Source organism: Asaccharospora irregularis DSM 2635 (genome assembly GCF_900129815.1).
GTDB lineage: Bacteria > Bacillota > Clostridia > Peptostreptococcales > Peptostreptococcaceae > Asaccharospora > Asaccharospora irregularis.
This window is the reverse complement of record NZ_FQWX01000003.1, coordinates 12,553-37,378: the sequence shown is the minus strand read 5'-3', so window position 1 is coordinate 37,378 and position 24,826 is coordinate 12,553. Positions and strand designations below refer to the sequence as shown.

Annotated in this window: 19 protein-coding genes and 1 other annotated feature; of the genes, 10 read left to right on the top strand and 9 right to left on the bottom strand. The window is 29.4% G+C overall.

The annotated features are described in order from the left end of the window. Positions 1-64 precede the first annotated feature (64 nt). Entirely contained in the window at positions 65-1,852 is a 1,788-nt protein-coding gene (locus tag BUB34_RS02190) for an aminopeptidase P family N-terminal domain-containing protein (protein ID WP_073123807.1), read from the top strand. Positions 1,853-2,051: 199 nt separating this feature from the next. After that, entirely contained in the window at positions 2,052-3,395 is a 1,344-nt protein-coding gene (locus BUB34_RS02185) for an MATE family efflux transporter (protein WP_073123805.1), read from the top strand. Positions 3,396-3,478: 83 nt separating this feature from the next. On the opposite strand, the gene BUB34_RS02180 is transcribed toward BUB34_RS02185, so the two are convergent. Next, complete coding sequence (locus BUB34_RS02180) at positions 3,479-3,694, bottom strand: hypothetical protein (protein ID WP_242948807.1); 216 nt, start codon at positions 3,692-3,694, stop codon at positions 3,479-3,481. Between the two features lie 128 nt (positions 3,695-3,822). On the opposite strand from BUB34_RS02180, the gene BUB34_RS02175 reads away from it, so the two are divergent. Together BUB34_RS02175 and BUB34_RS02170 are read left to right on the top strand one after the other, a co-directional pair. Continuing rightward, positions 3,823-4,302, top strand: a complete 480-nt coding sequence (locus BUB34_RS02175; protein ID WP_073123803.1) for a permease — start codon at positions 3,823-3,825, stop codon at positions 4,300-4,302. Continuing rightward, positions 4,302-4,838, top strand: coding sequence for a permease (locus tag BUB34_RS02170; protein WP_073123801.1), 537 nt, complete (start codon positions 4,302-4,304; stop codon positions 4,836-4,838). The genes BUB34_RS02175 and BUB34_RS02170 overlap by 1 nt, the downstream gene beginning before the upstream one ends. Positions 4,839-5,023: 185 nt before the next feature. Here BUB34_RS02170 and BUB34_RS02165 read toward each other — a convergent pair whose 3' ends face one another. Continuing rightward, positions 5,024-6,301, bottom strand: a complete 1,278-nt coding sequence (locus BUB34_RS02165; protein ID WP_073123799.1) for a sensor histidine kinase — start codon at positions 6,299-6,301, stop codon at positions 5,024-5,026. After that, entirely contained in the window at positions 6,285-6,953 is a 669-nt protein-coding gene (locus tag BUB34_RS02160; RefSeq protein ID WP_073123797.1) for a response regulator transcription factor, read from the bottom strand. Before BUB34_RS02160 ends, BUB34_RS02165 begins: the two co-directional genes overlap by 17 nt. Before the next feature lie 219 nt (positions 6,954-7,172). Here BUB34_RS02160 and BUB34_RS02155 point away from each other — a divergent pair, with 219 nt between their 5' ends. Next, on the top strand, positions 7,173-7,814 hold the full coding sequence (locus tag BUB34_RS02155) for a Crp/Fnr family transcriptional regulator (protein WP_073123795.1): 642 nt from the start codon (positions 7,173-7,175) through the stop codon (positions 7,812-7,814). A 49-nt stretch (positions 7,815-7,863) separates the two neighbouring features. On the opposite strand, the gene hcp is transcribed toward BUB34_RS02155, so the two are convergent. The 6 genes from hcp to BUB34_RS02120 all read right to left on the bottom strand — a co-directional run bounded on the left by hcp (position 7,864) and on the right by BUB34_RS02120 (position 16,710). Further along, positions 7,864-9,501 (bottom strand): hydroxylamine reductase, encoded by a 1,638-nt coding sequence (hcp, locus tag BUB34_RS02150; RefSeq protein WP_073123792.1) that lies wholly within the window; start codon positions 9,499-9,501, stop codon positions 7,864-7,866. Between the two features lie 158 nt (positions 9,502-9,659). After that, positions 9,660-10,487 carry an undecaprenyl-diphosphate phosphatase gene (locus BUB34_RS02145; protein ID WP_073123790.1) on the bottom strand — a complete coding sequence of 276 codons (828 nt, stop codon included), beginning with the start codon at positions 10,485-10,487 and terminating at the stop codon, positions 9,660-9,662. Positions 10,488-10,687: 200 nt separating this feature from the next. After that, entirely contained in the window at positions 10,688-11,740 is a 1,053-nt protein-coding gene (locus tag BUB34_RS02140) for an ABC transporter substrate-binding protein (protein ID WP_073123788.1), read from the bottom strand. 309 nt (positions 11,741-12,049) lie between these two features. Continuing rightward, positions 12,050-13,144, bottom strand: coding sequence for a Na+/H+ antiporter NhaA (gene nhaA / locus BUB34_RS02135; protein ID WP_242948814.1), 1,095 nt, complete (start codon positions 13,142-13,144; stop codon positions 12,050-12,052). 360 nt (positions 13,145-13,504) lie between these two features. Next, entirely contained in the window at positions 13,505-16,006 is a 2,502-nt protein-coding gene (locus BUB34_RS02130) for a heavy metal translocating P-type ATPase (RefSeq protein WP_073123784.1), read from the bottom strand. Between the two features lie 512 nt (positions 16,007-16,518). Beyond that, positions 16,519-16,710: a DUF1450 domain-containing protein gene (locus BUB34_RS02120; protein WP_073123782.1), complete on the bottom strand. Its 192-nt coding sequence runs from the start codon at positions 16,708-16,710 to the stop codon at positions 16,519-16,521. A 363-nt stretch (positions 16,711-17,073) separates the two neighbouring features. Between BUB34_RS02120 and typA the strand changes: the two genes are divergently transcribed. From typA to BUB34_RS02095, 5 genes are all read left to right on the top strand, one after another. Beyond that, the gene (typA, locus tag BUB34_RS02115) at positions 17,074-18,900 is read left to right on the top strand and encodes a translational GTPase TypA (protein WP_073123780.1); all 1,827 of its coding nucleotides are present in this window, start codon (positions 17,074-17,076) and stop codon (positions 18,898-18,900) included. A gap of 465 nt (positions 18,901-19,365) precedes the next feature. Then, positions 19,366-19,593: a binding site (T-box leader), on the top strand. A 109-nt stretch (positions 19,594-19,702) separates the two neighbouring features. Then, positions 19,703-21,187, top strand: coding sequence for a threonine synthase (gene thrC, locus BUB34_RS02110; RefSeq protein WP_073123778.1), 1,485 nt, complete (start codon positions 19,703-19,705; stop codon positions 21,185-21,187). Between the two features lie 9 nt (positions 21,188-21,196). Then, entirely contained in the window at positions 21,197-22,093 is an 897-nt protein-coding gene (thrB, locus tag BUB34_RS02105; RefSeq protein WP_073123775.1) for a homoserine kinase, read from the top strand. 107 nt (positions 22,094-22,200) lie between these two features. Continuing rightward, positions 22,201-23,259: an NAD(P)H-dependent flavin oxidoreductase gene (locus tag BUB34_RS02100; RefSeq protein ID WP_143153296.1), complete on the top strand. Its 1,059-nt coding sequence runs from the start codon at positions 22,201-22,203 to the stop codon at positions 23,257-23,259. A 515-nt stretch (positions 23,260-23,774) separates the two neighbouring features. Continuing rightward, entirely contained in the window at positions 23,775-24,710 is a 936-nt protein-coding gene (locus tag BUB34_RS02095; RefSeq protein WP_073123771.1) for a magnesium transporter CorA family protein, read from the top strand. The last annotated feature ends 116 nt before the right edge of the window (positions 24,711-24,826 follow it).

Below are 24,826 nucleotides of genomic sequence, written 5' to 3'. Positions count from 1 at the left end.
CCTTAAAAAAAAGATATGCTATAATATATATACAACAAACAAATTAAAAGGGGGACTTTAAAACATGAACATAGCAAAAAGAATAGAAGAACTTCGTTCTCTTATGAAAGAAAAAAATATGGATGCTTACATTGTACCTACTGCTGACTTCCATCAAAGTGAATATGTTGGAGAGCATTTTAAGGCAAGAAAATTCATAACAGGATTTTCAGGTAGTGCTGGTACAGCTGTAATAACTACTACTGAAGCAAAACTTTGGACAGATGGAAGATACTTCATCCAGGCTGCTAAACAAATAGAAGGAACTGGTGTTGAATTAATGAAAATGGGTGAACCAGGAGTTCCTTCAATAGAGGAATACCTAGAAGCAAAACTTCCAGAAAAAACTGTATTAGGATTTGATGGTAGAGTTGTAGCTATGGGAGAAGGTCAAGGATACGAGGCAATCGTTTCCGCAAAAAATGGTTCAATATTATATGATTACGATTTAATCGACTCAATATGGAAAGATCGTCCTGTTCTTTCTGAGGAACCTGCATTTGAATTAGGTGTTGAATATGCTGGAGAAACTGTAGCTTCTAAATTAAACCGTATTCGTCAATATATGAAAGAATGTGGAGCGACTACTCATATATTAACAACTTTAGATGATATATGCTGGACATTAAACATTCGTGGAAATGATATAGAGTTCTTCCCATTAGTTTTATCTTATGCAGTAATCACTATGGACAAAATGGTAGTTTACATAAATGAAGCAAAATTATCTGATGAAATAAAATCAAACTTCGCTAAAGATGGTATAGAACTTCGTCCTTACAATGATATCTATGAAGATGTTAAGAAAATAGACAAAAATGAAGTATTATTAATAGACCCAAGTAAATTAAACTATGCTTTATACAACAACCTTCCAGAAGGTGCACAAAAAGTTGAAAAAATAAACCCTGAAATATTATTTAAAGCTATAAAAAATGAAACTGAAATAAAAAATATAAGAGTAGCTCAAATAAAAGACAGTGTAGCTCACGTTAGATTTATGAAATGGCTTAAAGAAAACATTGGTAAAGAAAAAATAACTGAAATAAGTGCATCTGAAAAATTAGATTCATTTAGAGCTGAAATGGGCAACTTTATACGTCCAAGTTTCGAGCCAATAAGTTCATTTGGAGAACATGCTGCTATAGTTCACTATACTTCTTCTCCAGAAACTGATGTAGAGTTCCATGAAGGTACTTTCTACCTAAGTGATACAGGAGCAGGATTTATCGAAGGTTCAACAGATATAACTAGAACTTTCGCATTAGGTGAAGTTCCAGCTATAATGAAAGAACACTTTACTTTAGTTGCTATAAGTAACATGCAATTAGCAAATGCTAAATTTATGTATGGATCAACTGGACAGGTACTAGATATATTAGCTAGAAAACCTTTCTGGGATAGAAACTTAAACTTCAACCACGGTACTGGTCATGGTATAGGTTATCTACTTAATATACATGAGGCTCCTACAGGATTTAGATGGCAACACAGAGCACACGAAGCTCATCCATTTGAAGCTGGAATGATAGTAACTAATGAACCTGGTATATACATAGAAGGTTCTCACGGTATAAGACTTGAAAACGAACTTCTTTGCCAAGCTGGTGAAAAAAATGAGTACGGTCAATTTATGTACTTTGAACCAATCACTTATATCCCAATGGACTTAGATGCTTTAGAGCCATCTATGATGTCTGATGAAGACAAGAAACTTCTTAACGAGTATCACAAGCTTGTTTTTGAAAAAGTTTCTCCACATTTAAATGATGAAGAAAAAGAATGGTTAGCTAAATATACAAGAGAAATATAATCTTTAAATATCTAAATTAATTTATTTTAAATTAGTCTAAAGAAACCCTCAGGTTTACTGGGGGTTTTCTTATTACAATTATTTTTACTATATTTTACTATATAAGTATCTTTTACTTAGCTCTTTTAAAATTATGATCTAAAAAATAACTTATATTCTACTATAAGATAAAATTTTCAACAGATTTGGAGGATATTTAATGAAAGACTTGACTACTGGACATGAGGGAAGGTCTATTTTTTTATTTGCAATGCCCATGTTCATCGGAAGCCTATTCCAACAGTTGTATAATACAGCGGATAGTATTATAGTAGGGAGGTTTATAGGTAAAAACGCAATGGCAGCAGTATCTGGAGCCAATCCTATAATGTTCTTACTTGCATCATTACTTATTGGTATTTGTTTAGGATTTTCAATATTACTATCTCAGTTTTATGGTTCAAAAGATACTGAAAAAGTAGTGGCTACTATAGATACTGCCTCTATATTTGTGGTTTTATCATCTATAGTTATAACTATATTAGGTTTAACATTCTGTGGTTCTATTCTTAAGTTTATGAATACCCCTAGTATCGTGTTTGACCAATCAAAACTATATCTAACAATCATATTTGCTGGAATATTCTTTTCAGCAGGTTATAATTTTATAAGCTCGGTGCTTATGGGTCTTGGAGATTCAGTTACTCCTCTTTATTTTCTTATTTTTGCATCTATTCTAAATATCTTATTAGACTTAGTTTTTATAGTTAAACTTGGTATGGGTGTAGAGGGAGTAGCATTTGCAACAGTTATATCTCAAGGTGCATCGTTTATAATAAGTGTCATATATTTAAACAAAAAGCATCCACTTCTAAAAATAAAGATGAAAAATTTAATTTATGATAACGATATATTTAAAATGGGTTTAAAACTAGGTATACCTAGTGGTATACAACAGATGCTATTTGCATTTGGAAACATAGCACTGCAGACTCTCGTTAATAACTACGGGACATCTGCTATGGCAGCATTTGGAGCTGGATCTAAAGTAGAAACATTTATAGCTCTTCCTATTATGAACTTAGGTTCAGCTGTTTCTACATTTGTCGCTCAAAATATAGGTGCAGGAGAAAAAGAACGTGTTAAAAGGGGTGTTAAATCATCAATCAAAATGGCATTATATATGTCTTTGGTGATTTCTGCTCTAATTATAATATATAGATCCAATTTGATACTTTTATTTAATTCAGACAAAGATGTTATATCTATAGGCTCTCAGTACCTGCTTATAATTGGTCCTTTTTTTGTATTTATAGGTATTTCATTTATACTTTCAAGCGCTATAAAGGGAGCTGGGGATTCTATGTTCGCAATGCTTAGTTCAGTTTTCTCCTTATGGTTGGTTAGAATACCTGCTGCATATATTTTATCTAAGTTTTTCGGGGTAAACGGCATTTGGATGGGAATCCCCATTGGATGGATTCTCGGGTTAATAATTACGTATGTATATTATAGGCTCGGCTATTGGAGAAGCAAATCAGTAGTGAGTCATAAAACAACTTAAAATAATTTAAAAGGGAACTGTCTTATTTTGAATTATAGACAGTTCCCTTTGATTTTAATACAAATTAATATTAAATAATTATTTCATTTCTCTTTCCATTTGTTTTTTAATTTCTTTTGAGAATTTTTTTGTTCATAGTTTTCCATCATTTCGTCCTTTTTCATCTCCATAGTTGCCATAGCGCCTTTTGCATCATTCTTTAAATCTTCTGCAGTATTTTTAATAACATGTCCAGCTTTCTTCATTCCTTTTTCTAAATCATCTTTCATTTTGTTTACATCTTGTTTTATATTATCCATAAAAGTACCTCCTAATTAGTATTTATATTATTTTTCCCAACATACATAAAATTATTTGCATAATAATTATTTAACCAATCTCAATAAAAATTCATATTATAATCAACAAAGTTTTCGGGAGTGATTTAATGACATCTTTTATTCTCTATAGTATTTCTATATTTTTACTTCTTATATCATTTTTTAAAGACAAAAATAAAACTAAAAAAGCTCTTATAAAAGCTTTAAAATCTTTTGAGAATATAATGCCTCAGTTTCTTTCAATAATAATAGTAATTAGTGTGATCTTATCTATACTAGATACAGACACTATTTCACACTTAATTGGAAAAAATTCAGGATTTATAGGAGTATTTTTATCTTCTATAGTGGGTTCTATAACTATGATGCCTACTTTTGTTGCTTTCTCTACAGCAAACACTCTTTTAGAAAATGGGGCTGGCTACTCTCAAGTTGCCGCCTTAGTGTCTACACTAACGATGGTAGGTGTTATTACGTTTACATTAGAAGCAAAGTATATAGGTAAAAAAACTGCTTTTTTTAGAAACCTTATAGCATTCTTTTTTTCTTTTATAGTAGCTTTTTTTATAGGGGTGATATTTAAATAATGAAACTAAAATTTGTTTTCAAGCGCTACAGATATTTCATTATATTTTTTATTGTTTTTCTTCTTATATGTTTATCGAACAAGGTAATAGCATCTACATCAATTTTAAGTATAAAATTTAGTTTACTCCAAATGCTTTCTGTACTTCCGCCTATTATGATAATTTTAGGTCTTATTGATGTTTGGATATCAAGAGAATCTATGATGAAGCTTATGGGTGAAAAATCTGGATTACTTGGTATTTTTATATCGATTTTAATAGCATCTTTTGCAGCTGGCCCAATGTATGCTGCTTTCCCATTTGCATCAGTACTACTAAAAAAAGATGTAAAGCTTTCTAATGTGATAATTTTTATGAACGCATGGTGCGTTATAAAAATTTCTACTTTATTATTTGAGATAGGGGGACTCGGGTATAAGTTTACTTTGTTTCGACTTCTAATAGATCTACCTGGAGTTATTATTATGGGATATTTAGTTGAATATTTATCTAAAAACTTTAACCTCAATAAAAAAGATGGGCTGTTTAAAAATTAAATATAATTTTCAATCAGCCCTAAGTTATTATAATGGTAACCATTTTTAGAGGATTTGAGGGAAAATTACCATTATAAAGTGAGTATTATATTATGTTTTTAAGCTAGTCTTTTATACATCTTTATAATACATCTACTATATGAATTTTTTGTGTATTTAATATGAAAATTACTTGAAATATGTCATTACTTCTTGAATTCTATAGTAAAAAGCACAGAATTGTCTTTATTTTTTATACTATACCCAAAATTGTGACTTTCTAATATCTGTTTTACTATATATAATCCTAGGCCACTCCCCCCAGTTTTTCTAGATCTTGATTTTTCTACCCTATAAAACGGATTAAAAATTTCATCTAGGTATTTACTTTCTATATTTACACCAGTATTTTGAACCTCTAGAAATATCTTAGAACTTATATTTTTTCTATATTTTTTAGAATTCAGTTTTCTATAAAGTCTAACTGTTACTGTTTCCCCTTCTGGTGAATATTTTATGGCATTATTTATAATATTATTTATTACCTTGGTTATCTTATCTCTATCAGCCTCTACAACTAAATTTTCCTCTATCTCTAAGTTCATTTTTATATTTTTTTCATCAACTAAAAATATTTGTCTTTGTGCCAACTTATAAAGGAGTTTACTTAAATCTACCTTGCTTAAATTCAAATCTTTTCCAACCATATCTGCTCTGTAAACTTCCATCATCTCATCTACAAGATCTCTTAATTCTTGTGTACATTCATAAGATTTTTTCAAGTACAAATCTCTGTCTTTATACTTTCCTATATTATAAATCATCCCCTCTATTTGCCCGCTAATTATAGTTATAGGTGTTTTTAGTTCATGAGATATTGTTGCAACAAAATCCTTTCGTCTATTTTCCTCTTCTCTTTCACTTTCTATTATGTCTATCAATGGTTTTGTTATAGTATTTGAATATATATATGCACCAATAACCGCTATCAAAATAGCTACTATAATCATAAACGGAATCAACGTCCTTATTATAGATGTCGCCTCATCAATAGGTTGTAGTGGCATTATTATATCTAATTTATATGGATATACAGAATCTTTTACATACAAAAGTACTGAAACTCTATATTCATCATCACTATTATCTAGCATATACCTTCTATACTTTAATAATAAAACTTCATTTTTGCCATATATAAATTTGCCTTCGCTGTTTCTAAGTAGTATAGCTAAATTATGATCTTTTGCCATATAATAAAGGCGCTCTTCTAATGTTTCTGTATCATAGTGTACAGATCTATCTATTAATGACCTTACATTTTCCTCTAATAGTTTTATTTTGTATTCATGGTAATATGACGGTAATAAAAAATATAAGAATGAATAGATTATCATTGCCAGTGCTAAAAGCAAAGTAGTAGTTATTGAAAATAACTTGTACTTTATATTTAATTTTTCCCAATGACTAAATATCCTTTTCAAGCGTATAACCTATACCTTTCACTGTCTTTATATATGGTAGCGACATTTTTTTTCTTATATTCTTTATATGGGCATCAACTATCCTAGTATCACCATAATAATCATACCCCCATATACTGTCTAAAAGTCCTTCTCTTGTTATTACTTGAGGATACTTTTCAATAAGCATCTTTAAAATATTGAACTCCTTCAAGGTCAACTCTACCACTTCTCCGTCAATATCAACTATATATGTATCTAAATCTAATCTTAGCTTCTCAAAGCATACATATCTATCACCTACAGTTTTGTTACTTCTTCTCAGTACCGCCTCTACTCTTTTTATTAATAGGTTAAAAGAAAATGGTTTAGTTATATAATCATCACATTCTAATTCAAACCCTTTTATTTGATCACTCTCATCATCTAATGCCGTTAAGAATATAATTGGAACTCCTGATGATTTTCTTATCATCTTGCAAACACCATATCCATCTAAATTTGGCATCATTATGTCTAAAATTATTAAATCATAACTACCTTGCTTAAACTTTTGTATGCCCTCTAATCCATCATTTGCATAATCTACCTCATACCCTTCAGAACTCAGAAATTCTACTATAAGTTCCTGTATATTTGAATCATCTTCTATAACAAGTATAGATTCACCCATTTTGCCAACCTCCACTCTAAATTTCCTAACAATCTAGTATAATCCCTTCTATAATATTATCACAATAATTTTATATCTTATATATGAATTTGATGTGAAAAAGAATATTAGTGCTAATGCTCTATTATGCTAATTTGTATTTACTTAATGAGTATATACAATTATAATTTTATATATAAGGTAAATAATAAAATATAATGTTTAAAGGTTGGTAATGTAATGTTTAAAGGTAAAAATAAAAATGAGATCTTGGAGTTTTTCAAAGATGCTAACTACACTATAAGAAATTTTTCTAAGGGCGATATAATTGCCATGGAAGGATCCTCATGCAATACAATTGGTTTAGTGTTGGCTGGAAATATAGATATAAAGCGTCTACTAACCAATAAAGTTATACATGTTTCATCCTTTACATCTGGAAATCTATTTGGTGAAGTAATAGCTTTTTCTGATACAAACGTTTATCCTGCGACTGTGATATCTTCTACTAATTCTGAGATTATGTTTATTAAAAAAGAAGATTTTATAAAATTCTGCACATCTCATGATGATTTTTTAGGAATGTTTCTAAAGGAATTGACTAATAAAATTTTTATACTCAATAGATCTATAACAGGTCTATCCTTTAGTACCATACGTCAAAAATTAAGTAACTTCATTCTCGAGGAATATAAACTATATGGTAGCAAGTTTATCAGACTTAATTCTACAAAGGAAAAGTTAGCAGAATCTCTTGGTATTCCTAGGCCATCTCTTTCTAGAGAGCTAATTAATATGAAGGATTTAGGTATAATAGATTATTCAAGAGATTTTATAAAAATATTAGATTTAGATGAACTAGAAAAAATACTAACGGATTAGTTTTTAATCCATTAGTATTTTTTTATATTAATATTATTTTTTAAAATTATTATCCAAGTAATATTTTCATATCATCTTCTACAGTACCTATCCCTGCTATACCAAAGTTTTCTACTAATACATTTGCTACATTAGGAGATAAGAATGCTGGTAAAGTTGGTCCTAAATGAATATTTTTAACTCCAAGATATAATAGAGATAATAATACTATTACAGCTTTTTGCTCATACCAAGCTATGTTATATGCAATTGGCAATTCATTTATATCTTCTAAACCAAATACTTCTTTTAACTTAAGTGCTATTAAAGCTAAAGAGTAAGAATCATTACATTGACCAGCGTCTAGTACTCTTGGGATTCCACCTATATCACCTAAGTCAAGTTTGTTGTATTTATATTTTGCACAACCCGCAGTTAAAATTACTGTATCCTTTGGTAGCGCTTTTGCAAAATCAGTGTAGTAGTTTCTTGATTTTGCTCTACCATCACAACCTGCCATAACTACGAATTTCTTTATTGCTCCAGATTTAACAGCATCAACAACTGCATCTGCTAATTGGAATACTTGATTATGTGCAAAACCACCTATTATTTCACCACTTTCAATTTCTTTAGGTGAACTACATTTCTTAGCATGTTCTATTATTTCAGAGAAATCTTTTTTTACTCCTTCTCCACCTTCTATATGCTTACATCCTGTAAATCCTGCTGCACCAGTTGTATAAACACGTTCCTTATAAGAATCACTTGGTGTTACAATACAGTTAGTTGTCATTAATATTGGTCCATTGAAGCTTTCAAATTCTTCTTTTTGCTTCCACCATGCATTTCCGTAATTACCAACTAAATGCTTGTATTTTTTCAATTGTGGGTAGTAATGAGCTGGCAACATTTCTGAGTGAGTATAAACATCTACTCCTGTCCCCTCTGTTTGTATTAATAACTCTTCTATATCTTTTAGGTCATGACCAGAAACCAATATTCCAGGATTAGTTCCAACACCAATGTTTACTTTAGTCATTTCTGGATTTCCATAAGTTGAAGTATTTGCAGTGTCAAGTAAAGCCATTCCGTCTACACCAACTTTACCAGTTTCTAAAGTCAATGCCACTAATTCATCTACTGTTAAACTATCATCCATAGTTTTTGCTAATGTAGATTGTAAGAAAGCATCAACTTCCTCATTATCATACCCTAATTCATTAGCATGTTTAACGTAAGCACTTAAACCTTTTAATCCATAAATTATTAATTCTCTTAGAGATCTAACATCTTCATTTTCTGTTGCTAATACACCTACAGTTAAAGATTTTTCATACATTTCATCTCTTGAAGAAGTTTCCCATAAAACTGCTTGTGATAAATTACTTTTATCATCTAATTTTTCTATTAATTCTTTTTTATATGATAGTGATTGAGCTACTCTTTCATAGAATATTTCATCATCAAAGTTGGCATTTGTTATTGTTGTAAATAAGTTTAATGTAATAAAATGATTTAAACCTTTTTCTATTTTCTTACCTTCCATACGTAATCTTGTAGTTAATTCTGATAGCCCCTTAGTTACATATATCAATAAATCCTGCATATTTGAAAGTTCTGGACTTTTACCACATACACCAAATTTTGTACATCCAGTACATCCAGCAGTTTCTTGACATTGAAAACAAAACATTTTATTATCCATAATCATTCCTCCAATATTTTTAATGTTTATTTCATATACTCATTATATATTGGAAAATAATATAAATCCGTAACTAGCGTTACGGATTTACTTTTTTTAACATATTTATTTTTTTTAACATATTTATTTTTTATCTAGTTTATCTACAAATTATTGATTTACATTATAAAAAAATAATAAACTAACAATATAGATCCAAGTATTATTCTATACCATCCAAATACTTTAAAATCATGTTTTTTGATATATCCAACAAGGAATTTAATAGCCCATACAGATACTATAAATGCAACTACCATTCCTACTATTAAGACTGTTAACTCAAAACCAGTGAATGCAATTCCAAACTTAATCAATTTAAGCAAACTAGCACCAAACATAACTGGTATTGCTAAGAAGAATGTAAATTCAGCAGATACCTCTCTTGAAACCCCTATTAATAATGCACCTAGTATTGTTGCACCTGAACGAGATGTTCCTGGGAATACAGCTGCTATTAATTGAAATAACCCTATAATCAAGGCCATCTTGTAAGTTAATTGATTCATATTTTTTACTACAGGTCTTCTTCCTTTATTATAATTTTCCACTAGTATAAAGAAAATACCAAACACTATAAGAGCTATGGCTACTGTTTGAAAATTATAAAATAGTGCATTTATCTGATCATCCCACTTAAGACCAACTATTGCTGCTGGAATACAAGCCAAAACAATTTTTACCCACATTATAATTATATCTTTTTGGACAAAGGCCCCACCTTTAAGTGAAAACGGAAAAATCTTTTTCCAATATAATACAACAACGGCCATTATAGCACCTAACTGTATAACTACAAAAAACATTTCTTTAAATTCTGGAGACATACCTAATTGTAAAAATTGATCAACTAGTATCATATGTCCTGTACTACTTATAGGAAGCCATTCTGTGATTCCTTCAATAACGCCCAATATAATGGCCTTAATTATTTCTATAAACTCCATTTACTTTCCACCTCATTTTTATTATTTTATAGTACTATCTTAATAAAAAAATTAGAAATGTACTATCTATAAACCTTACGAAATATTACATATATGTAATAAAATTATAAGCATTTTGGAATTTAAAAACCGTACCCTTACTTATGATACGGTTATCAGTACTTAGCAAGTTAATTATTGTATTTTGGTTATCTTTTTAATTATTTAACTTTTATTTTCATCCACGCATCATCATACAACCTTTTGACTTCTTTAGGAAAATCGGAATAGATTTCACATCTGTCCATTATTTCTTTAGTCATATATGCATTAGGATTGTTTCTAACTTTTTTTGGTTGTTCTAATCGAGCTTCTTTATTTGGTGTTGTATATCCTATTTCATCAGCTATTCTAAGTGCACTTTTTTTATCACTTACAAAGTTTATAAACTTCTCAGCTCCATCAATATTTTTAGCATTATGAGGTATACACAGACTATCAATCCAGAAATTTGCCCCCTCTTTAGGTACAACATAGACTAGGTTTGGGTGTTCGTCTTGAAGATTTAACCCTTCTCCTGACCAAATCATATTTATATCTGATTCACCTGCTGGAATCATCGTAGTTCCATTATCAACACCATATATTGGATTTACCAATTTTCTTTGATCTAGTAGTAATTCTTTTGCTTCGTTAATTTCTTTGGGATTGTTTGAATTTAAAGAGTACCCAAGTTTTTTTAAGGCAACCCCTATTGTATCTCTATATGTATCAAACATAAAAATTCTATCTTTATATTTTTCATCCCATAATATGTCCCAACTATCTACTTTTTCTTTTACTACATCTTTGTTGTAGATAAGTCCAACTGTCCCAAACATATAAGGAACTGAATACTTATTTCCTGGATCTATTGCCAAATCTAAATACTCTTTATCCATTTGAGATATGTTAGGTATATTATCTTTATTTAATTTTTTGACAAGGTTATTTTTAATCATTTTCGGCATAATAGCATCAGATACTAAAATAACATCATATCTTACAGCATCACTTTTAACTTTTTGATACATTGCTTCCATATCGTCAAAAGTTTCAATATTAACCTTTATGCCATATTCTTTCTCAAATTCTTTTACAGTTTCTTCATCTATATTTTCTCCATAATTAAAAAAACTTATCTCCTCGTTATAAGTTTTACCACAACCCACAAATAACACACCTGCTATTATAATACAAATTGATATACTTAATAGCTTAAATAGTTTTTTCATAATACAATTCCTTTCTAATATGTAATAAATTTTAGTCTTTAAAATTTTAGAGGATGCCAATTATATTTTCTTTTATTTTATTTATCTAGGCAATTATTGTCAAATACAAATTGTACACTTATATAATCTATATATTTTATATACAACTATTATATTACAATTTTAAAACTAGTACAATTGAACCTGTTATTCATATTTTACTATAATATAAATATAATTTCCTATGAATTACAAAAGGGCCACGGATAGATTATTTTAACATAAACTATCTATAGCCCTTTAATTTTTAATAAACTTAATTTTTATTTATTATTGTCTTATCCTATTGCCACCAGAATGCAAGTACTTTAGGACACCTGATTTACTTAAAACAGGTTTTAATGTTATTGTCATATATGTCAAGCTTGCTGATAAAACAGCAGCCATAAGTATCGATATCTTAGCTACATCTATAAGTTGACTTGAACCTTCAAAAGCTATTTCTGCAACAAATATTGACATTGTAAATCCTATACCTGCAAGCATAGAAACTTCTAAAAGCGAAATCCATCTACAGTCTTTAGGTTTTTCGGTTAAGTGAAGCTTTGTTCCTATATACGTAAATAGCATTATTCCAACTGGCTTACCTAACACAAGACCCACCATTATACCAAGCATCATTTTATCTACTTGTCCATAATCTAAACTTACGTTTAGATTTATTGCAGTATTAGAAAATGCAAATAATGGCAGTATAAAATAATTACAAAGAGGTCCTAACTTATCTAGTAATTTATCTAAAACAGAAACATCTCCTTTATATGCTTTAGATGGTATAGCAAGAGATAACAGTACCCCACTTATTGTAGAATGTACTCCACTTATATACACAAAGTACCATAAAGCAGCACCTACCATTAAATAAAGGTATGACTTGTTTATTTTTAATACTTTATTCATAAACATAAGAATAGAAAGCACAACTACCGCCCCTATTATACCAACCAAATTTAAATTTGATGAGTATGCTATGCCTATTACTATTATTGATATTAAATCATCAACAACAGCTAGTGATAGTAGAAATACTTTTAAACTAGGATTTAATTTATTTTTTAATAACATAAATATTCCTACTGCAAATGCAATATCAGTTGATATAGGTACCCCTATCCCATTTATAAATTTAGTCTTATAGTTAAAATAGAAAAATATTATTGCTGGAACTATAACTCCTCCACACGCCGCTATAACCGGAAATGTAGCTTTTTTTACTGACGATAGATTTCCATGTAAAACCTCATGCTTTATTTCTAGCCCTGCCAATAAGAAAAATATAGCCATCAGAAAATCGTTGACTAGCATGTGTAAATTAAAATTCTTAAATATACTTAAATCATGAAATAGAAAATTATAATTTTCTATTAAAGGAGTATTAGCTATTATAATGGCTATAAGAGTTGATATTATTAATAAAACTCCGGGTTAACACCTCTGGTTCAAAATTTTTTTTAGTCTTTGCATTCAATTCTTTTTTTGCTTGCATTTTTAATGTCCCCCTTTCACTTCAAAAAAACCCCTGCGTAATCTATTATAGTACAGCGTACATATAACCACAAATAGTAAAAATCAAACTATTTGTGGTTAATGCCATTTTCACTGTATATTTATTAAGTAATTAATGTATATCTGATAAATTCACACATTAATCTATATTAATTAAAGTAAAACATTTTTTTTCTTTCTTTTCTTTTTACTTTACTCAACTTTAAATACTAGACTTTCTTAGTATTTAAAATTTCTAAGTCTAAGAGCATTTGAAACTACTGAAACTGAGCTTAAGCTCATTGCCAAAGCGGCAAACATAGGATTTAAAAGAGATCCACCAAATAAATACAATACACCTGCTGCTATAGGTATACCTATTGTATTATATCCAAATGCCCAAAATAAATTTTGCTTTATGTTTTTAATTGTCTCACTGCTTAGCTTTATAGAAAATGCTACATCCATTAAATCACTTTTCATTAAAACTATATCTGCTGATTCCATAGCTATATCAGTTCCACTTCCTATTGCAATGCCAATATCGGCCTTAGCAAGAGCTGGGGCATCGTTTATTCCATCTCCTACCATAGCAACTACTTTTCCTTGATTTTGCAATTTTTCAACTTCCTTTGCCTTATCCTCAGGTAAGACTTCAGAAAGAACTATATCTATTCCCACTTGTTTTGATATGGCCTTAGCTGTCTCTTTATTGTCACCTGTAACCATGGCTACTTTTATGCCCATACCATGAAGTCTATCTATTGCTTCTTTACTACTTTTCTTAACTGTATCTGCCACTGCAATTATTGCATATAAATTTCCATCTAAAGATATATACATTGGTGTTTTTCCTGATCTTGCTAGTTGATCTGACTTTTCTTCTAAAACCTCTATATCTATATTCTTTTCATTCATTAATCTTTTGTTTCCAAGCAGTAAGTTTTTATTATCTATAATAGCTTCTATACCTTGGCCAGGTATTACACTAAACTTTTCAACCTTTTTAAAGTTTATATTTTTTTCTTTAGCATATCTAACTATAGCCTCTCCTAAAGGATGCTCTGATGCTTTTTCTGCACTAGATGCCATCTGCATAATATAATCTTTATCTAAATTATTTATATTTTCATTTAAAACAATATCTGTAACTACTGGTTTACCCTCTGTTATTGTTCCTGTTTTGTCAAATATTATTGTATCTATTTTATGAGCTGTTTCTAAAGCTTCACCACTTTTTATAAGGATTCCATTTTCAGCACCTTTTCCTGTACCTACCATAATCGCCGTTGGTGTCGCAAGTCCTAATGCACAAGGGCAAGCTATAACCAACACAGAAATAAATATCTTTAGTACAAAAACAATATCTTTACCTCCAACAAAATACCATAAAAGTGCAGATACAACTGCTATAAATATTACCGCTGGAACAAAGTACCCCGAAACTATATCCGCCATTTTAGCAATAGGAGCTTTTGTTCCTTGGGCATCCTCTACTAGTTTTATTATTTGTGAAAGAGCCGTATCGCTTCCTACCTTTTCAGCCCTAAACTTGATACTTCCAGCCTTGTTTATACTAGCTCCAGTTACTCTGTCTTTAATATTTTTTTCAACAGGTATACTCTCACCCGTAAGCATTGACTCATCTACTGATGTATGTCCCTCTATAACTATTCCATCTACTGGTATCTTGCTTCCAGGCTTAACTAGTATAATATCTCCTACTTGAACTTCTTCTATTGGTATTTCTACTTCTTTATCTCCTAATATTATTGTCGCCGTTTTTGGTTGTAGACCAATTAACTTTTTTATAGCCTCTGATGTTTTACCTTTTGATCTTGACTCTAAATATTTACCAAGAAGTATTAAAGCTATTATTATCCCTGCACTTTCATAGTAAAGTTGGTAGTGATGCATACCATCTAAACTTCCATTAGCTATTAAAATAGTCGTATAGATACTATATGAAAATGCAGATAAAGTCCCAATAGCTACCAACGAGTCCATATTAGGATTTCCAGTAAATAATGCCTTAAATCCATTTATATAAAACTTATATCCTACTCCCATTATAGGAAGCACTAAAACAAGCTGTACCAATGCATAGTTTAATGGGTTTATGGTATGATCTATAGTTTTTGGCAATGGCCAAGGCCCTAGAGGTTTTATTATCATAGGTCCCATAGCTATATAAAAAAGGGGAATTGCAAATAATGTTGCAACTAAAAACTTCTTAAATAAAACATTCATTTCTTTTTCTTTTCTCAGCTTATCCCTATCTATCTCTGTAGCACTATCCAAGGATTCTTCTACTACTTCATACCCTGCCTTCTCTATTACTGATTTTATTTGTCCTAATCTAACCTTAGATGGATCGTACTTTATGCTAGCTTTTTCAGTGGCAATATTGACGTTTACCTCTTCAATACCATCTAGTTTTTTTACAACTCTTTCTACTGCCTTAGCACAAGATGCACAAGTCATCTTTCCTATCTTTATATCTATTCTCTTATTATTTTCTTTTATTATTACTCCATACCCTGCCTTCTCTATTGCAGATTTTATATCATCAAACTTAATTTTTGAAGTATCATACTCTATTTTTAGATTTTCTGTAGCTATATTTACACTTTGACTTTCTACTCCATCTAATTTCCTTACTACCCTTTCTACTGCTTTTGAGCAAGCTGCACATGTCATACCTGTTATTTTATAAGTTTCATTGACTATATTTTCATTCATAACTATTCTCCTCTCTTAAGTTGTTAATTCTCTATATTTAAATCTCTAGTTATATATTTAAATCTCTAAGTAGTTTATTTTTAGTATAAAAGATATATACCCCCTATAGGTATATATTAATCTATTTATTTTTTAAAATCAACCTTTTTATAAATTATTTGAGTTATAAAAAAATGAATATAATTTCCTATGCATTATAAAATAAACTTTAATTTAAACAAGTTTTTATTTATTTTTGCCAATATTATTTATTTTATATATTTAATGATAGAGACGGCAAAGATAAGGTATTTCATATAACTGTAAGCTCTAAAAAGATACAAAATATTTTTCCCAAACTTTGGGATTATGTAAACAAAATCCCTTGTGAATTTGAATGTAGCTTTGATAATATTTGCATTTATAAATGGGAAGATAATACTTGGAAATTACATAAGGAATACTTACTCAAAAAATCTTAAAAAGTCTATCTTCGGTTAAATACCGAAAATAGACCTTGTATACTTAATTTGTTATTTTTTTATCTCTGAGAAAAACTCTTCTTGAGTCTGTTTTATAATCAATTCTCCATCTACTTTACCTACTGCTTCTTTTGAGTATGATCTACATTGACCTATACAGCCCGTCTTCACATTATCTTTCCCCGCTAAATTTTTTAACTTAGTCACATCTACATTTGAACAATATGGGCATACCTTTATCATTAATTGCGTCCTCCTATTAATTGATTGTTTAATTATTAAAATAATACCCATATTCTAATTACTAAAACATTTTTATACATATAATAATAATTTGTTATATTTTTCTATATAAACTTAAAACTGATATTCTTTTGTTATAATTATTTAATTTACATAAATACTATAATTACTAATTAGTTTCTAAAAATTTGGATAAATTCACTCAACAATACTCTAATATGTATATAAATATATTGAATTTTGTTGAGTATTTTATAATTACCGTTTAAATTCTTGAATACAGTTAGAATTAATATTATCTTGTATCCATTTTTATACTATGCTATAATTAATAAGTTATTTTATCTGAAGGGAGCAACAATAATGTCATTAAAACATAAAATTATAAATATCGCGGTTATTGCTCACGTTGATGCGGGAAAATCAACGTTAGTAGATGCCTTCCTATCTCAAGGTGGGGTATTTAGAACCAATGAAGTAGTTAAAGACTGCGTAATGGACAGCAATGACCTTGAAAAAGAAAGAGGTATAACAATATATTCTAAAAACTGTGCCATAAACTATGGTGATTATAAAATAAATATAGTAGATACTCCAGGACATAGTGACTTCTCGTCTGAAGTAGAACGTGTTATTAAAACAGTTGATACAGTTATACTTTTAGTAGATGCTAGTGAGGGTCCTATGCCTCAAACTAGATTCGTTTTACAAAAATCATTAGAACTTGGTCTAAAACCTATACTATTTATAAATAAAATAGATAAAAACGATCAAAGGGCTGAGGAAGTTGTTGATGAGGTGTTTGATTTGTTCGTTGATTTAAATGCCACTGATGAACAATGTGAATTCCCTATAATATACGGTATAGCTAAACAAGGTATAGCTAAACGTGAAATGGACGATGATAGTACTGATCTTTCTCCTCTATTTGAAACAATTATAAATCATGTTGAAGCCTATCCTGATTTTGATAATGAAGATACTCAACTTCAAATATCTGCACTTGCATACGATGATTATATAGGAAGACTTGGTATAGGTAGAGTTTACAAAGGAACTGTCAAAAATGGTTCTCAAGTATCTATATGCAAGGCTGACGGTTCTATATCAAAAGGAAAAATATCTAAACTTTCAGTTTATGAAGGATTAAGACAAGTAGAGGTAGATGAGGCCACTAGTGGAGAAATAGTTGTTGTGGCTGGTATACCTGATATATCTATAGGTGAAACTATATGTGATTTAGATAATCCAATGCCAATGGAACTAATTCATATAGAAGAACCTACTCTTTCTATGAACTTCTTAGTAAATGATTCTCCATTTGCTGGTAGAAGCGGAAAATTTGTAACTACTAGACATCTAAAGGATAGACTAGACAAAGAACTTGAAGTAAATGTAGGACTTAAGGTTGAACCATTAGACACTACAGATGGTTATAGAGTATCTGGACGTGGTGAACTTCACTTATCTATACTTCTTGAAAACATGAGACGTGAAGGTTATGAAGTTGGTGTATCTAAACCTGAGGTTTTAATGCACAAAGAAGACGGAAAATTAATGGAACCTATGGAAAGAGTTATAGTTAACTGTCCAGAAGTATACTCAGGGACTGTTATAAATAAATTAAACTTAAGAAAAGCTATGATGGAATCTATGGCTATAGAAGGAGATTATGTTAAAATAGAATTCATAGCTCCAACACGTGGTCTTTTAGGTTATAGAAGTGAGTTTATAAATGATACTCGTGGAGAAGGTACACTAGTTCGTTCATTCGAAAGATTTGAATCTCATAAAGGTGAAATACCTGGCAGAAATAATGGAGTCTTAATAGCTCAAGGGCCTGGTTCTACTATGGCTTATGCTCTTAATGCTTTGAGCGATAGAGCCTCAATGTTTGTTGATCCTGGTGTTGAAGTTTATGAAGGAATGATCATAGGGATGAACTCTAGAAAAGAAGATATGGTTGTTAACCCTTGTAAAAACAAGAAATTAACTAACGTTCGTGCTTCCGGTACTGACGATGCAGTTAAATTACAACCAGCTAGAATATTCACTCTTGAAGAAGCGTTGGAATTTATAGATGATGATGAATTAGTAGAAATAACTCCTGACTCTATAAGACTTAGAAAGAGATTCTTAAATGAACATGATAGATTAAAATATAATAAATCAAGAAATATAATTAAATAAATTAAAGCCTTTGATTAGATTATTCATCTACATCAAGGGCTTTTTTATGTCTATATAAATATCTATTAGTTATGCTTTACTATATCATCCGATACACTATTTTCAGATATATATGATAATAATGATAATCCATACATAAGTAATACTAAAACAGTTGTTATAAGTAAAATTGCCATAGGACTAATACCTCCTTTTAATATTATTGTACCCTCTAAATATGAAATATTTATGAATTCTAGTTGAATATTTTCAGTATATAATATTTTGATTTTTACATATTATTTTATTCCCTTATATATATTATATTTAATTTTTACTCTTAAATACCAGTTTAAAATCTGTAACTTTTTACTCTATTTCTATTTTTAACTATTACTTTTAGTTACAAAAAAGTATCTTTTTAATTAAATATAACTTGACTTTATATAATTTATATTTTAGAATAATTAATACTATTATGAATATTTAAAAGCAATGATTAGGAAGAGTAAATCTAAATCAGTTAACAGAGATGGAAACCTATAAGCTGAAAAGTTTCCTTAACACGAGAGATTGAAAACTACCTATGAGCTCCTATCTGAAGTTATTTTTCTAGATTTTAGTAAGAATAGGCGTTTGACTACGTTAAAGTTTCAAGTGGATTTTTCAAATCAATTTGGGTGGAACCGCGGGAATAAGACTCTCGTCCCTTTTTAGGGATGAGGGTCTTTTTTATATATAAAAAACTATAGTAGTAGCGATACATAAATATTTAAGCAGAAAATAATTTTTAGTTTTATTAAAATATTTGGAGGCGATTTAAATGCATTATATAAGCACTAGAGATAACAAAGAAAAAATTACTTGTTCGCAGGCAATAATAAAAGGAATTTCTAATTCTGGAGGACTTTATGTTCCAAACGAATTTCCTAATATAGAAGACGACCTTATAAATTTAATAAATTCAACTTACTCTGAACTTGCATATTTTATACTTAGTAAATTTTTATCTGATTTTACTGAAAATGAAATAAGATTATGTATAAAAAACTCATATGATACTAAATTCTCCAATGGAGATGTATCTTTTCTAAAAAAAGTAGAAAACTCCTTTTTCCTAGAGCTTTATCACGGACCTACTCTAGCATTTAAAGATATGGCACTTACTATAATGCCTCATCTATTACAAACATCTATCAAAAAAAATAATTTAAATAAAGAAATTTTAATTCTAACAGCAACTTCTGGAGATACAGGAAAAGCAGCTCTTGAAGGCTTTAAAGATATAGAAAACATAAAAATAATTGTGTTTTTCCCTGAAGATGGTGTTAGTCCTATACAAAAGCTACAAATGAAGACTCAAGAAGGAAAAAATACTTGTGTTGTAGGGATAAATGGAAATTTTGACGACGCTCAATCAGCTGTCAAAAATATATTTGCTGATAAAGACTTCAACAAGCTTTTAGATAATAATAATTATCTATTATCTTCTGCTAACTCAATAAATATAGGAAGACTTCTTCCCCAAATAATATACTATTTTCACTCTTACTTGAAACTTATTAAAGATGGAGAAATAAAACTTTTTGATAAAATAAATTTTGTAGTTCCTACTGGGAATTTTGGTAATATATTAGCAGGTTATTATGCAAAACAAATGGGTCTGCCAGTAAATAAATTGATTTGTGCATCAAATGATAACAATATTCTATATGACTTTTTTACTACTGGAGAATATAACAAAAATAGAAATCTTAAATTAACTACTTCTCCTTCAATGGATATTTTAATATCTAGCAATCTAGAAAGACTTTTATTTGAAATAAGTGATAGAAACTCTGATATTGTAAGTAAACTTTTAGATAAACTAAATACAAAAGGTAGATACGAAATTCCAGAATATATGAAAGCTAATCTAAATTGTTTTTACTCTGAGTTTTCAAATGAAAAAGAAGTAGAGTTTACTATAAATAAAATCTATAAAAACTTTAATTATCTAATAGACACTCATACTGCTGTAGCATATAATTGCTATGAAAAATATAAAAACGATACCCTAGATAATACAAAAACTGTGATAGTAAGCACTGCTAGCCCATTTAAGTTTTCTAGAGATGTACTTGAATCTATTACTAATACAAGCTACCCTACTCTAAATGATTTCGAAATACTAAATAAATTATCCGAGGTTACTAATATTGATATTCCCAGTCCAATAAAAAATCTTAATAAAAAAGAAGTCGTTCATAATAATTTATTTGAAAAAGACGAATTAAAAGTAGCAATAAAAAATTTTCTGAAAGTATAGGTGATAATTATGTTAGAAATTATAGTTCCAGCAACAAGTGCAAATATAGGTCCAGGCTTTGACTGCCTTGGTATAGCCCTAAATATATACAATAAATTTTATATAGAAGAAATCGATAATGGCCTTCAAATAGAAGGATGTGAACCTGAATTTAGGAATGAAAATAATTTAATCTATAAGTCTATGAAGTACTTTTTTTCAAAAGTAAATCCTTCTAAAACACCTAAGGGGATAAAAATCAAAATAGAAACTAACATTCCTGTCTGTAGAGGTCTTGGTAGTAGTGCAACTTGTATAGTTGCAGGTGTAATGGCTGCAAATTATCTTTCAAATTCCCATCTTAGTAAAGATGAACTTCTTGAAATTGCTTCTGAAATAGAAGGACACCCTGATAATGTTGCACCTGCCCTATTTGGTAATATGATAACTTCTATTTCTGAGAAAAATAAAATTTACTATGATGTAATCAAAGTTCCAAAAAATCTTAAGTTTTGTGCCATGATTCCAGACTTTAGACTCTCAACTGAAAAATCCAGAGGAGTTTTACCTTCTACTATTTCCTATTCAGATGGCGTATACAATGTTGGAAGAGTTTCTCTACTTATAACTGCTATCATAAATGAAAATTTCGAACTAATAAAGGTTGCTTGTAAGGATAAGCTACACCAAAACTATAGGGGTTCACTAATAAAAAACTATGAAGACATAGTGGATAAAGCAGATAAACTGGGAGCACTCGCTGTATTTTTAAGTGGCGCAGGCCCTACTATCATGGCTTTAATAAAAGAAGATGATAATAAATTTTTAGAGGATATGTCCTATTTTTTATCACCACTAAAGTCTAACTGGAAATTAAAAGAATTATCTTGTGATGTAAGTGGAGCAATTCTAAATGTAATAAACTAAATCTACTCTACTCTTTTTATTTGGTTTATAGTATAATATTTTTATGACTAGGTATTAATATTAAGTGTTATAATCTAGTGTATTTTACTATTAAATAGGAGGAGATTATCATAAAAGAATTAATAATAAGAGATTTAGTTGCAAAAGTTCCTATTATACAAGGCGGTATGGGTGTAGGAATATCTAAATCCTCTCTTGCTGGTGCTGTAGCTAAATTAGGTGGCATAGGTGTAATATCTGGTGTTCAAATCGGATATGATGAAGAAGACTTTGAAACTAATACTATAAATGCTAATATCAGAGCTTTAAGAAAACATATCTCTGAGGCAAAGAGAATTTCAGGTGGAGGTATAATCGGTGTAAACTTCATGGTAGCAATGAAAAACTATGAGGAGTACGTAAAGGAAGCTATAAAATCTGGCATAGATATTATAATCTCTGGGGCAGGTCTTCCTACTAAATTACCTTCACTAGTCAAAGGTACTAATACAAAGATTGCACCTATAGTGTCTACTTCAAAAGCTGCAAGTGTAATACTTAAGATGTGGGATAGAAAAGAAAAAACAACTGCAGATTTAATCGTTGTTGAAGGTCCAAAAGCTGGTGGACACTTAGGATACAATAATGAGGAACTTTGTGATATAGATAAAATTGATTATGATGAAGAATTTTTAAAAATCCTTGAAGTAGCTAAGACTTATGAAAAAAAATACAATACAAAAATTCCAGTAGTAGCTGCAGGAGGAATCTCATCTAGTGAGGATGTAAAAAAATATATTGACCTTGGGGCAAGTGGTGTTCAAGTTGGCACAAGATTTGTAGCTACATACGAGTGCGATGCTCACGAGAACTTTAAAATGGCTTATGTAAACTCTACTAAAGATGATATACATATAGTAAAAAGCCCCGTAGGAATGCCTGGTCGTGCAATAAAAAACAAATTTATAAAAGAAGTTAAGACTTCCAAACCAGAAATTAAAAAATGCTATAATTGCTTAATACCTTGCGATCCTAAAGATACGCCTTATTGTATATCTCAGGCCCTTATAAATGCAGTAAATGGTGATTTAGACAATGCTCTTTTATTCTGTGGAAGTGATGCATATAAAATCGATAAACTATCTTCTGTCGAGGAAGTTATCAATGATTTAGTATCAAAATTATAATAGATTGAGTAAAATCATTTTGTATTAAAAATAGTAGGAGCTATCACTCAGTGATAATTAAATTACTGAGTGAAGCTCCTTTTTTATTCAAAATAAAAAACTTATCTATTTATAAATAAATGCTCAATATATTAGAAAAAATTCAAAATAAATTAGATGATATATTGATTTATATTTCTAAACAAGGTATTCTATTTAAGAGTCCTAAAATATTTCATACTAAATATTTAATTATTTTATGATATATTTGCCACTATGCATATACAGAAATCATAATTGTACAAACCTTAAATCAATATGACTTCTATATATGCATATGTACTATGTAAAAAAATTCAAACTACAGGAGAGTGATGGAAGTGGACCATAGTCCGTTGCGGCTAAAAACTTTTTTACCATCACTTAATATTATCTAGTTATTAGCTAATTACTTTATTCAATTATATAAATTAGTTATTTAATGGATAATATTAAGTAATGAGATTTATATAAAACTGAATAAAGGATGTGTTGCCATGATAAGATATTATAAAACTATTGATTCTAAACTAGAAAAACTTAGTTTCTTTGAGAGTGGCTGCTGGATAAATCTCGTTGAACCAAATCAAAGCGAGATTAACGAAATTTCAGAGCTGTTAAATGTAGATATCGAAGATATAAAATCTGCATTAGATGAAGAAGAACGTTCAAGAATAGATATTGAGGACAACCACACACTCATACTTATAGATATACCAGTAGATGAGAGTGACTCTAACTCTTCCCACTACTCTACTATTCCATTAGGTATTATAATAGTAGATGATGCTATATTAACAGTGTGTACTGCTCAAACTAAAATTCTAAATGACTTTATCGTAGGACATATTAAAGATTTTTATACGTTTAAAAAAACTCGTTTTATTTTACAAATCCTTCATAAAAATGCAAGTTATTACCTGCATTATTTGAGAAAAATAAATAAAATGACTACAGTTATAGAACGTGAAATCTATAATTCTATGAGAAACAAAGAACTTATTCAATTACTAGAACTAGAAAAATCTCTAGTATACTTCTCTACCTCACTAAAGGCCAATGAACTAGTACTCAATAAAATGGTCAGGGCTACTACTATAAAAAAATATCCTGATGATGAAGATTTACTAGAAGATGTTGTCATTGAAAACAGACAGGCACTTGAGATGGCTAATATATATGGAGACATATTAAGCAGAATTATGGATGCATTTAGTGCTATAATAAGTAACAACCAAAATAATGTTATGCAGTTTCTGACAGTTGTTACACTAATTTTCTCAATTCCAACTATTATATCAGGATTCTTTGGAATGAATGTACTTGATATTCCTTTTGCTAATACTCCTAATGGATTTTGGGTTATATTATTTATTACAACTATAATATGTCTAGTAGTTACTGCATTCATGTCTCGGAATAAATTACTCTAATTTAGAAATTAAAGTTGAAAATATTTCTATTTTATTGTAGAATATTTTATATGTTATATATACCTTGAAGGGGAGTAGCTTACACTTTGTGTATAATCAATCGTCATTACAGTATT

Bases quoted from the DNA above. Each gene is read 5' to 3' on its own strand.
- BUB34_RS02190 (WP_073123807.1), top strand. From the start codon at position 65: ATGAACATAGCAAAAAGAATAGAAGAACTTCGTTCTCTTATGAAAGAA.
- BUB34_RS02185 (WP_073123805.1), top strand. From the start codon at position 2,052: ATGAAAGACTTGACTACTGGACATGAGGGAAGGTCTATTTTTTTATTT.
- BUB34_RS02180 (WP_242948807.1), bottom strand. From the start codon at position 3,694: ATGGATAATATAAAACAAGATGTAAACAAAATGAAAGATGATTTAGAA.
- BUB34_RS02175 (WP_073123803.1), top strand. From the start codon at position 3,823: ATGACATCTTTTATTCTCTATAGTATTTCTATATTTTTACTTCTTATA.
- BUB34_RS02170 (WP_073123801.1), top strand. From the start codon at position 4,302: ATGAAACTAAAATTTGTTTTCAAGCGCTACAGATATTTCATTATATTT.
- BUB34_RS02160 (WP_073123797.1), bottom strand. From the start codon at position 6,953: ATGGGTGAATCTATACTTGTTATAGAAGATGATTCAAATATACAGGAA.
- BUB34_RS02155 (WP_073123795.1), top strand. From the start codon at position 7,173: ATGTTTAAAGGTAAAAATAAAAATGAGATCTTGGAGTTTTTCAAAGAT.
- hcp (WP_073123792.1), bottom strand. From the start codon at position 9,501: ATGGATAATAAAATGTTTTGTTTTCAATGTCAAGAAACTGCTGGATGT.
- BUB34_RS02145 (WP_073123790.1), bottom strand. From the start codon at position 10,487: ATGGAGTTTATAGAAATAATTAAGGCCATTATATTGGGCGTTATTGAA.
- BUB34_RS02140 (WP_073123788.1), bottom strand. From the start codon at position 11,740: ATGAAAAAACTATTTAAGCTATTAAGTATATCAATTTGTATTATAATA.
- BUB34_RS02130 (WP_073123784.1), bottom strand. From the start codon at position 16,006: ATGAATGAAAATATAGTCAATGAAACTTATAAAATAACAGGTATGACA.
- BUB34_RS02120 (WP_073123782.1), bottom strand. From the start codon at position 16,710: ATGATAAAGGTATGCCCATATTGTTCAAATGTAGATGTGACTAAGTTA.
- typA (WP_073123780.1), top strand. From the start codon at position 17,074: ATGTCATTAAAACATAAAATTATAAATATCGCGGTTATTGCTCACGTT.
- thrC (WP_073123778.1), top strand. From the start codon at position 19,703: ATGCATTATATAAGCACTAGAGATAACAAAGAAAAAATTACTTGTTCG.
- thrB (WP_073123775.1), top strand. From the start codon at position 21,197: ATGTTAGAAATTATAGTTCCAGCAACAAGTGCAAATATAGGTCCAGGC.
- BUB34_RS02095 (WP_073123771.1), top strand. From the start codon at position 23,775: ATGATAAGATATTATAAAACTATTGATTCTAAACTAGAAAAACTTAGT.